6 protein-coding genes are annotated in these 10,939 nt (G+C 46.4%); 3 read left to right on the top strand and 3 right to left on the bottom strand.

The window, feature by feature from the left end:
• Positions 1 to 152: 152 nt before the first annotated feature.
• Together ACEW9O_RS29525 and ACEW9O_RS29520 are read left to right on the top strand one after the other, a co-directional pair.
• Positions 153 to 4,349, top strand: a complete 4,197-nt coding sequence (locus ACEW9O_RS29525; RefSeq protein WP_373553840.1) for a T9SS type A sorting domain-containing protein — start codon at positions 153 to 155, stop codon at positions 4,347 to 4,349.
• Positions 4,350 to 4,369: 20 nt separating this feature from the next.
• Positions 4,370 to 6,184 carry a T9SS type A sorting domain-containing protein gene (locus ACEW9O_RS29520; protein ID WP_373553839.1) on the top strand — a complete coding sequence of 605 codons (1,815 nt, stop codon included), beginning with the start codon at positions 4,370 to 4,372 and terminating at the stop codon, positions 6,182 to 6,184.
• 178 nt (positions 6,185 to 6,362) lie between these two features.
• Here ACEW9O_RS29520 and ACEW9O_RS29515 read toward each other — a convergent pair whose 3' ends face one another.
• From ACEW9O_RS29515 to ACEW9O_RS29505, 3 genes are all read right to left on the bottom strand, one after another.
• Positions 6,363 to 7,703, bottom strand: a complete 1,341-nt coding sequence (locus ACEW9O_RS29515; RefSeq protein WP_373553838.1) for a hypothetical protein — start codon at positions 7,701 to 7,703, stop codon at positions 6,363 to 6,365.
• A gap of 308 nt (positions 7,704 to 8,011) precedes the next feature.
• The gene (locus ACEW9O_RS29510) at positions 8,012 to 8,632 is read right to left on the bottom strand and encodes an HAD family hydrolase (protein WP_373553837.1); all 621 of its coding nucleotides are present in this window, start codon (positions 8,630 to 8,632) and stop codon (positions 8,012 to 8,014) included.
• Between the two features lie 17 nt (positions 8,633 to 8,649).
• Positions 8,650 to 9,786 carry a DUF4105 domain-containing protein gene (locus ACEW9O_RS29505; RefSeq protein WP_373553836.1) on the bottom strand — a complete coding sequence of 379 codons (1,137 nt, stop codon included), beginning with the start codon at positions 9,784 to 9,786 and terminating at the stop codon, positions 8,650 to 8,652.
• A gap of 208 nt (positions 9,787 to 9,994) precedes the next feature.
• Between ACEW9O_RS29505 and ACEW9O_RS29500 the strand changes: the two genes are divergently transcribed.
• Positions 9,995 to 10,909: a RimK family alpha-L-glutamate ligase gene (locus ACEW9O_RS29500; RefSeq protein WP_373553835.1), complete on the top strand. Its 915-nt coding sequence runs from the start codon at positions 9,995 to 9,997 to the stop codon at positions 10,907 to 10,909.
• Positions 10,910 to 10,939: the final 30 nt, after the last annotated feature.

The following is a 10,939-nucleotide window of genomic DNA, read 5'->3' as shown; positions in this document are numbered from 1 at the left end:
GAGAGGACGATTTCTTGGCTCATGTGGTCAAGAAGGCTCTCCCTTGATTACGAAGCCGACACCAGAACTAGTGAGACTTTTGTTTTGATTGCTAACATTCATCTCATATTGAGAAAAACGTAATTTTTTACAGGCTCTTAATCTCTAAAAACATGAAAAACAGACTATACCTAAAGTTTCTCTCCGCAATTTTTTTGATTGCGCCATTATTACTAAACGCCCAGTTGAAACCAGGCGTGTTCAAAAAAACCGCTTGTAATGCTTGTACGGGTGAAGCCAGGCTTACGGTAAATGATATTGAGATTCAGAACTCCATCCGGGCAAATAAATTCAAGTTTACGCTAAAGATGAAAAATGCTCAAGGGGTACAAGTGGAAATTCCTCAAAGCAATCTTGGGAAGCCGTTTAGTCATCAATACATCGGTTTTGAAAACGTGTGTGCGGGAGATTTTGTCATCGTTGCCGAATATCTTGATCCACGTTTTGCTGGCTTGGCATGCGCTAAAAAAGAATACCCGGGTAAAATGACTGCCGAAGGCGAGGGCAATTTTACCGTCGATCTGGTCAGCATCAGCAATGAAATCATTCAGGTAAGCAGCACTGCCAAAAATCCAACTTACAAGTGGAGCAATGGGGCCCCTGGCAATTTAGTGCAAGCCCAAGCCAACACCTCCTATTTTGTAACCGTAACCGATGAAGTGGGTTGCACCAAAGTAGGCGGCCCTTACAAGCTACCCGATGGCTGTGGCGAAGGGCTGCAATACAATTTTGAGCCTTCGGTAGCTGGCCCCAAAATGTACACCACCCCAGGTCAAGTGCTGCGTGCTCAGGTAAAGTCCAATGGCAGCACTAATTTTGTGGATGCCGATGCCTCCTATACCATCACCTGGAAAGACCCTGCTGGCAATGTGCTGGGCACTGGTACTACTTTGCCAGCCACTTTTGACTTATACAAGAACTTTGACTTCCTAACACTGGAATTTGCCAATAAGTGTAAAAAATTAAATTATCAGTACAACCTGCTTAAGTGTGGCTCAGCTAGCCCAGAACTGAGTACACTTTTTAAGGTACAAAGCCAGCCATCCTGCGCAGAACTGGATACGAAGGACATCAATGGCAATCCTATTGACCTCAAATCGGGGAGCCTTTCCCTTAATTTATCTGCTCTGGGTATTCCTGCCAGCAATATTTCTATCAAAGTAGATGGTACAACGTATGATGATCAAAGCACCATTACGGTAAACAACTTGGGCGCGGGGCCTCATCAGGTAGAAGTAAGCATATTTGGCACAAATTCTCAAGAGAAATGTACTTATAGCTTATCCCCAAGCATTGCTGAGGCTGCCTTCCAAATAGTATCCTCTCCTGCTACTAAAGACGGCAACTGTGAATTCAATTTGTATTGCCCAACCAATAAGGCTCGGCCAAGGTTCATAGTACCTGCGGCCAGAGAGTATTCAGTTGAATTGACAAGTGGCAAAAAAAAGGAAAGAAATGAGATGTGTCGCCCTATGTTGGACTGTATTTTGGGTGATCAAACATTTTCTGTCAATGATCCACGGCGCAGTAGGGTAACTGCCATTACTTCTTGGGCGGGGATTCTTGACGAGGTTTTCAATGCTTTGTTGAAAGATGAAAACAGTGACTTGACGCCAGAGCAAAAAGCTGAGCTACGCCGCTTGTGTGAAACGAATGCTAAAAGAGATAAATGCGCCGAAGTCGTATTTTGCCCAGGTTCATTAACCGTAATTGATGATACTAGAGCTAAGAATGGACGGCGTGAAAATGGAGATAACATCAACTCGGAGACCAACTGCCGAGCACTGGATTGTGGCAAGGATGGCAATCGTGCGGTGCATTCTACCTGCGATCCGGAAATTGCTGCCATTGTAGACATTGATATGCCGATTGGAAAGGATGGGACGAGTGTTTGTAAGGAAGCACCGAAGCCACCTAAAGACCAACCTTGTAGTACTCCGGAAAAGGTTACAGTACAAAAGATTGTAGATGACTTTGTGAGTAGGTCAGGGTTATTTGGTATAGAACTGAGTTATAAATGGAATAACTCCCCACCTCTATATGAATTAGCTGAAGCTTTGGTAACCCAAAAGTGGGATATTTCCACGATTGGTTGTAGAGAAATTAAGTTTTGCCCTAGTAATTATACCATTATTGCCTTGAATGATATTTTGGATGAATTGGCAAGTATTGACTATTGTAGACCTTGTTCAGGCCCTTCAGAAATCATACCCTTCAAAGAAGCCATTACAAAAGCCGAGATTAAACCTTTGATAGTGCAAGTTTATAATCAAACCCAATGGGGACAAAGCACGCCATTCCCAACTCCTGGTGTCAATGATGGGCGATACGCTTGTATGGCTGTCAATTTTTGTAGAAGTGAAGGTCGCTTGATGCGAATTCAAAAATTGAAGCAGCAAATCCAAAATGCCCCTGTTTGTGATCTATGTGATGGTAATTGGAAAACTGAAAGATTGAATGTTATTGTTCAGAAATTTAAAGCAGGTACACTAGTTCCTGTAATAAGCAGTGATCTTGATAGGATTCTTTTTTATGCAAAAGACAATCATACGAATCATGACAATGAGCGGTGTATGCTGGTAACCTATTGCACCGCAAACTTTTCGGTTATTAACGCCAGTGAAGTTGAAAAATTTGCAAGAGAACAAAAATGCCCCCTCGGGAATGGCTCAAACTTTGATTCACATGATCATGAAGAATCAAAGTTGAATAATAATGAGGTGCACAATAATTTAAGATTGACAGGTAGTTCTGAAGATGCTGAGGTTCAAGTTAAAGTGTTTCTTGACACCCTATCTCCAGAATCATTCCTCCGGTTTGCACCGCTCATCAGTGCAGGAGGAATTGTACCTAAGGCGGTCACTACCACCACTCAAGGCAATTACTATTACAATTACAGTCATGTGGACAACAACCTTGTCCCCTTTGCCGATTCTACGCTCCAATACGAATGGAATAGCTGGGACGCCAACAAGACCTTTACCGTGTACGAGTCTGTTGCCAAACGGGAATATGTGCTGACTTATTCTGGCCCGGAGCACGCCTGGTCGGCACCCCTGGAATCGGATACCTTGCTGCGCATTACGCATTATTCGGTGAGGGATAGTTTCTTGTACCTGGGTGGCTATGTGAGTGGCGCCTTGCGCTATCGTGGTGAATTGCTGAATCCGGACTATACCCACGAGCGCCTGGATGGCTTCATGATGAGAATTGGCACTTCTGGCACTTTCCAGGGCATGAATATATTGCAGCATATTGATACGCTGGATGGCCTTCATTTTGCACAAGGAAGCAGTGGTGATTTATTGGTAGCTGGGCGGATATTGGGTGATACCTTACAGATCAATGATCAAAAAATCAGCCTGAATTCAAGTGACCTGGGCTTTGTAGCGGCTGTCCAATCCAGTAATCTGGCTTTTAATGTCCTCAAAACAATAGACCTCAACGGCGCAACCATTTCCAAATTTGCTACTTCACCCAATGCACAGAGATATGCCCTGGTATTGAGTAATTTTGATACTTTATTGAGCAATGGCTCGGTTCAGGAGGGAAATGCGCTGGGGCTGTTGGTTTATTCCACAAGCGGGAATTTGAGCTGGTTTGACAAATTCAAGGGGAATCTTGACCCTCAACAGCTTGATGTAGCATTTGATCCACAATCTGGCCTGAGTCTGGGCCTTACTTACACAGGTATCGTTCAACATGCCAATGATGCAGTATTTCTGTACAGCCAAGGTAAAGAGGACATTGGCCTCATCAAATACGATTCAACCGGGGCTCTGACCTGGAAAAAATCCTACGGCGGGCCTGAGACCGAAACCATCAAGGCGATGCTGTACGACGACGGCGTCCTCTATTTTGGGGGAAACCTCAAAGGGCAATCTTACTACCGTCAGCTTGGGGGGTATGGGTTTTACAATACGACCGGAGCTTTTGATCGGGCCTATGTATCTTATGTATTGGATAGTGTTCCAAGTGCCCCAACCGCAGAACTACTCCAACTGGGTAAGCCAAATGTGAGCAATACGCCAAGCCCGAAAAACTTGTCAAAAGCACTTACAATTTATCCCAATCCATTTAGCAATGAAGTGATGACCGAATTTGAATTGGAACTTGCTTCCAGCGTACAAATTGTCATTCAAAACGAACTTGGAAATACCGTACAAAGTGCGGTTGTGCAAGGCCAAATAGGGTCAAATCGTCACCAACTAAGTACACAACTGCTTCCTCCTGGAATTTACATCATTCAGGTGGTTAATGCCGAGCGTCGGGTTATCGGTGTAGGAAAAGTTGTAAAAGTTAAACCTTAATCCATTTTAATCTAAAATTCATGCTTAAGTGTAGTGTAATTTTATTGCTGTTGTTAAACATTTGGATGGGTGGTTTACCCGCCCAAACCCCCAACTACCACTGGGCGACCAAATTCGATAGTGGGGGCGCCACAGGTTTTGGTCTGGATGATGACGACCAATTTGTAGTAGATGCCCAGGGGAGCAGCTATTTGTTGCAGCGTATCGTAGATCAAATCCAATATGGCGACACCACCTTATATTCCGACCCCGAGGCAGGAGCTTATGCCTTAGCCAAGTATGACGCCGCCGGAAAATTCCAGTGGGCCCGTACCCTGGTGGGATTGGACGAAGACGGAGTGGAAAGCCGCTGGGGGTATCTCAATAGCCTCATTGTTGACCCCGCTGGAAATATTTTGATCTCAGGAGAATACGATACGCCACAGTTTTTTGCCGGAATGGGTGATCCCGTGCGGAACCCCTGCCCCGAGGAGTATTGCAATGCACTCTTTATCGTCACTTATAGCGCTGGAGGGCAATTGTTGAAAGTAGAGCAACACTACGCTTTTGGCGCCCCGCCCGATGCTGAATATTATGGGGGTGCAGACAGCCCGGTATTGAACATTGATGCCTCAGGGCAGCGGCACCTGGTGTTCAATCTATATGGGGATACCCTGGTGTGGAATGGCCAAAAGCAGTACTATGGCAGCCAAAATTATCAATTGCTCCTAACGCGAAGCCTGGGTGCAGGCAAACTGGAACAAATTGGTTCCATCCAATACGACAATGGCGGGTTTTACCCTTTAAAATTGATTCCCCAAGCGGATGGCTCGGTGTTGTTGTTTGGCGAAGCAAGTGAAGAAACGACCTTGAGCGATGCTTATGGATTTAGCTACACCACTGGCCCACTGATCGAAGGCTCCAGTCTGGAAGACATTTACCTGGTGATCAAATACAATGCCCAAGGGCAAGTGTTGTGGATCAGGGAGCTCCACGGCGAATACGCTGAGGCGCAACTGGTGGCTGATCCACAAGGGCATACCTACCTCATGGGGTATTTTGAAACTTTTTTGAGGTGGAAGCAGCAAACCCTACGCGAAGGAGAGGATGAATATGGCGGCTTTTTGTTTCGACTGGATGAACAAGGGGAAATCGTATGGCAAAAAATCTATGCCGATGCGGCAATTGACGTGACCCTCGCAGCACAAGTGGCCAGTGTTTCGCCGGATGGTGGTTTGTTGGCGCCTTTGGTTATTCTTGCTCCAGAAGGGGAGTCTTCTACGACCTTTGAAGGGCAAACCGTCCAGGCGGTTTGGGATGGTTACACTTCCGCCATAGGCCATTACAACCTCCATGGAACTGTGGATACATTGGTACTTTTGCCTGCTGCTGGCGAGGGCGTTTTTTTTGTGACCAATTTGCGCTACGATCCCAATGGCCGCATTTATGGTCTTTTTCAAACCGCAGAGGTGGATACCCTACGGATTGGTGCCTACACGTTTCCCGTTGTCGAATTCACCTCTGAAATCCTGGCTTGTTTCACCCTTTCCAATCTCCCTCCTGGTTTCACGGCTCCCAAAGCGGCTACCAAGGTGGAAAAAACGACCGAAAACCTCCGCATCATCCGTACTTATCCCAACCCTACCGATAACCAATTGACAGTGGAATGGGTGCCACAGGCTACAGGGGTAGAACTGCTTTGGAGCGATGCGCAAGGGAAGGTTTTACAAAGATTTGAACTTGAGCCTTACGCCCAGCAGTACACTTTGAATGTGGCTCAATGGCCTGCGGGTTGGTATACTTTGGAATGGCGTGGTGGAGGAAAAAGAGAAAGTGTGAGAGTCATGAAGAAATGACGAATGGTTCGAATGACGAATTTTCCGAATGACGAATGGGGTGGTAGCACCTAAGCTTTTTCGGAAGCGCTAGACTTGGATTCCATTTATGTGAATTGACCAACAAATCTTGAGGGCAATGCCCCCAATTCGTCATTCGTCATTCGAATTATTCGTCATTCGAAAAAACGCGTCACTCCTAATTCGGTTTCACCGTAGCATTAAAAGTACGCATATCGCTAAACCCTTGATGGGAAACAGTCAAGGTAATCATAGTATTCTGCGCCGTTTCCGCATCAATTCTAAACCTTGCCCGGAAACCATCTTCCAACACAGCGGGGCTGGTAGCTGCTTTGGTAACATTGGTACTACTAAGCGTCAGCGTTGCCAAAACCTCCGGGTTATTCAGTGCTAGGGGTGCTGTTTGTGGAGTCAGCTCTGGAATTATTGGGAAAAAAGACAGTGGCGAATCCTCCCACCAAGTGCGGAAAGCATTAAAACGCGCCACATAGGAACCCACCAAAGCCGTTCCAGCATCCGTTGCACTGATATTGCGGTAGCTGAGTGTAACTGGAATGGTATCGGTGATATTATGGGTAAACACAGCATTGGTCGGAACCTGAGAAAAATTAGCTTCTACAATCCAGGGGCGATTGTTCGCCCTGCTGCCCAAGTCGCCCACAATCATCGCCTTTGGCAATATATTGACAAATTGCAACAAACCAGCCACCAATGCCGGATTGGAAGTAAGCCTTAAACGGTATTCCCCCGCTGTATTGATGAAAAAGAAAGAGCCGTTCAACGCACGCGCAAAGGCCCCCAACAAGCGCCCGTGCGCTTCCAGACTGGTGTAGGTCAAGCCTAGTGTTTCAAACAAACAAGGATAATAGGTTTTGAAATCGGTGCCGGTACAGACCGCCGAAGGCCCTACTGCATTGATGGGCACCGAGCGCAAATTGCGCAGGGCCGTATTGAAATCTCTAAAGAGGTTTTTATTGGCCAAAAGGGTAATGGCGACACCTCGCTTTTGATCGGCATTCAGGGTGTTAAACAAAAACTGGGTGGTATCCCTCATTTTGGCCAATTGTAGCGCCAGGGTCGGCGTAGCTGGACTGAAATAATTGACATTGGGTGTGACTTCATCCCGCATATGATTAGAGATGATGGCATCCGCGGTTTGGCTACCCAAACCAGTAAGGGTATCAATCTTGATGCTCAGTAAGGTTCGCAGCGCATTGATGCGTACCTGATGGGTACCTACGGGCAAAGTACTTGGCGCAATAAAATAGTAGGTAAGCTCATCGACTCCTTTTACAAAACGAATCGTATCGCCGCCATCACTGATGCCCACCACGATGTCCGCCAGGTAAATCGAATCCAGCCTGAATTTGTCGAACTTACCATTGGTGGTGGTCACGCTCAGAGAGTCATACTCGGCCGGATCGGGATAAATTTCAAAAGTCTCCAACCCACAAGAAGGCAGCGATAGGGCGATAATGCCTAGCAAAAGTCCCAGACTAAAGATGTTAGTAGTTTTCATTCTCAAAGTATGTTTAACGATAAAAGTAGTAAAATACATGGATGTCTTTTACGAGGAGAGTATAAAATAGCTTAGCCTTAAGCTCTTTATAGATGGTACATTTGTGAAGGATGGTTGTAAAAATAGCATTTTTTTTAAGAAGCTATTTGAATTTATATTGCGAAGGCGAAAAGGAGGCTATTTTGAGTTAAATGAGGCACGAAAAGCGGAGTTTAGCAGCGCTAAATGAGCATTTTCGGAACGAAATTTAACTCAAAATAGACCCTTTGCAGCCCGCGATATAAACTCAAACAGCTTCTTTGATAGGACTACAAGACTCCTTTTTCCATCAAAAATCCCCGCAACTGTTCCGAAGATTCAAAATGTACTGCTGGTAAACCCACATCCCAGGCACCCACTACATTTTTGTAGTTGTCGTCGATGAATAAGGCCGTACTGCGCTCAATGCCATAACGATCCAAAATCAACTCATAAATCGCTGGATCGGGTTTGATCAATTTTTCATCGCCAGAAACCAAAACGCCTTCAAACCAGTGCATAAAAGGGAAGATTTCCAGGGCATGCGGCCAGGTTTCATTCGACCAATTGGTGAGGGCATACACCTGGTGGCGGCCATTTTTGAGGATTTCCTCCAAAATCGCTACGGTGCCTTCAAATGCGCCATTGAGCATTTCGATCCAGCGGCCATAAAAAGCCCGGATTTCGGCTTCGTAATGGGGGTGTTCGCTCACCAATAACTCGGTCGCTTCAGCCAGGGTACGCCCGGCATCTTGTTGTTCGTTCCAATGGCCAGTGGTGACTTCAGCCAAAAAACGTTCCATTTCGGCCTCATCTACAAACAAGTTGCGGTAGAGGTAACGTGGATTCCAGTCGACCAGCACGCCGCCGAGGTCGAAGATGATGGTTTCGAAAGTAGATGGGTATTGCATTGGAGGAAATTAAGGGACTATTGTTTAGTTCGTATCTTTAAGGCGCAGCGTACAATTACTGCGAGCAGTATAGGGATGATCGCCGGGTGAAAAAGTTGTGGCGAAAACGGGAAAAAAATCAAGGTGAAGGCGCACAAGCCCCCAATGATCCATAGCCAAATCTTGCGTTTGCCGCGCAACGACCCCATCGCAATGAAATACAAAGGATTGGCCCAGAGTACATTTAAGTTGTATTTAGTTGCCAGGTGATCGGTGCCCAACCACAGGAACAACATCAAAGTACCCGCAAAACCGAGCAGCACAAAAAATAGACGATCCAGGATGTTGACGAGCCATTTGTGCTTTAAAAAACCAGTCCCAACCCAAAGTAACATGATGATCGAAATGAGCAGCAAAGGTTTGGGGGCAGTGGAAGGGGGGAGGGGCGCAGCAGGCAAAAGTTCTACATTCGGCCCAGTAATGGCTTTTCCCTGGTAGCGCGCATGCAGCAGGTTTTTGCCTAAATAATCTGGCAAAAACATCTCGTAGCGGAAAGTGCCCATTTGGTCAGCGGGCAGGCCCAAAACCAAATCAATCCCAAAGTCCGACCAAGGCATTTCAACCAAATATTCATCCAATAACCTGCGCAAGGGTTTGATTGTACGGGTTGTATCAGCATAAGTGATCGGCAGCGCACGTTCCACTACATCTCGAATGCGGGTAGCGCAATTGTCAAAGAAAAAGTCATATTTGTATTTCTGGTTTTCAGGGAGATAATTGGTCTCAATGGTGTTCAGCAACTTGCGTTTGGCGTCCAAGGGCAGCAGTACCGGTGTTTCTACCACGCTCCGTTGCAGGTATTGATACTCGGAATAAAAATCCGCGAAGCGTTGCCCACCCATTTGATACAACAATTTGCCGCGCATGAACTTCCAGTAAAAATTGGGCGTATCGAAGTCAAAAATGCCCCAGTTGAACACCGCATCCATGCCACTCAGGGGGTCGTACACCCGCACCGCACTGTGCCCAAAGGTACTGTACAAGGCATTTCCGGGCGAACAAGTCAACAAGCTGATCCGGGTACTGTCGGAAAAATTGAATTGGGTTTGAGCATTCAAGGAGCTTGCCCTGAGCACAATCAACAAACAAAATAACGCTAACTGGCGAAAATACATGTATCCAAAGGTTGTGGGTGAATGGTGATGCAAGGTAAGGAGAAATTCAAATTATTGCGTCGGTAGATTACTTTCATCTATTCGACGAACTTCCGTCCAAAAGAATGCCCTAAAAATTGCTTGAATGCACTTTAGTTGTAAATTGCCCCGCTGTAGGAGGCCCTCCAGCAGTTTTGTATAATTCCATTGAATATCCAAGTAAGCAACAATGAAAATAGGCATCCTTTCCACAGCGCAGGAGGTATACTCCACTCAGTCGCTGTTGCGCTGCGGCTTGGCTCGCGGCCACCAAATTGAGCTCATCGACTACAAACAATGCAGTTTGGTGATGGAACAAGGCCGGGCCGAAATGTATTATAAAGACTTTCCCCTCAGTCATTTAGATGCAGTCATTCCGCGCATTTCTACTTCATTTACCCTCATGGGCGCTTCGGTGCTCACCCAGCTGCGCTTGATGAAGGTTTTTTCAACCCTCAAGCCGGAAGGTTTATTATTGGTCCGCGACAAACTTCGTTGTTTGCAACGTTTGCAAGAAATGGAAATCGACGTTCCACAAACTGCTTACGTAGGTGATGGTCAACTCATTGGACCACTGATTTCAATGGTTGGAGGACTGCCCGTAGTCATCAAACTGCTGGAAAGTACCCACGGGCTGGGGGTCATTTTATCTGAATCTTACCGCAATGCGGAATCCACGATAGAAGCTTTCCAACGCCTCAACGAAAGGGTGATCATCCAGGAGTTTATCCGGGAGGCCAAAGGTGCCGACATACGAGCATTTGTGGTCAATGGCAAGGTCGTAGCCTCGATGAAACGTCAAGCTCGCGATGGGGAATTCCGCTCCAATTTACACCGTGGTGCCAGCGCCCAGCAGGAGCGATTGACCATGCAAGAAGACTTTGTAGCTCGCACTGCTGCGAAAGCGGTTGGTCTGGACATTGCCGGGGTGGATATCCTCCGTTCCGAACGGGGCCCACTGGTGATGGAAGTCAATGCTTCGCCAGGCCTGGAAGGGATCGAAACCTATACTCAAGTAGACGTAGCTGGCAAAATTTTTGATTTTGTGGAGAAAAAAGTCCTTGCAATCAAGAATGGGAAAGTGCGAAAAAAAGTAGCCATTTAACCATTTTGGATTTGGTATTGCGGATTTCGG

Origin of the sequence: Haliscomenobacter sp., from assembly GCF_041740695.1 — a bacterium.
Taxonomy (GTDB): Bacteria; Bacteroidota; Bacteroidia; order Chitinophagales; family Saprospiraceae; genus Haliscomenobacter.
Note: the sequence above shows the minus strand (reverse complement) of the source record. Positions and strands in the feature narration are given on the sequence as shown.

Excerpts from the sequence above, each read along its gene's own strand:
- ACEW9O_RS29525 (WP_373553840.1), top strand. The coding sequence starts at position 153 with ATGAAAAACAGACTATACCTAAAGTTTCTCTCCGCAATTTTTTTGATT.
- ACEW9O_RS29505 (WP_373553836.1), bottom strand. The coding sequence starts at position 9,786 with ATGTATTTTCGCCAGTTAGCGTTATTTTGTTTGTTGATTGTGCTCAGG.
- ACEW9O_RS29500 (WP_373553835.1), top strand. The coding sequence starts at position 9,995 with ATGAAAATAGGCATCCTTTCCACAGCGCAGGAGGTATACTCCACTCAG.
- ACEW9O_RS29515 (WP_373553838.1), bottom strand. The coding sequence starts at position 7,703 with ATGAAAACTACTAACATCTTTAGTCTGGGACTTTTGCTAGGCATTATC.
- ACEW9O_RS29520 (WP_373553839.1), top strand. The coding sequence starts at position 4,370 with ATGCTTAAGTGTAGTGTAATTTTATTGCTGTTGTTAAACATTTGGATG.
- ACEW9O_RS29510 (WP_373553837.1), bottom strand. The coding sequence starts at position 8,632 with ATGCAATACCCATCTACTTTCGAAACCATCATCTTCGACCTCGGCGGC.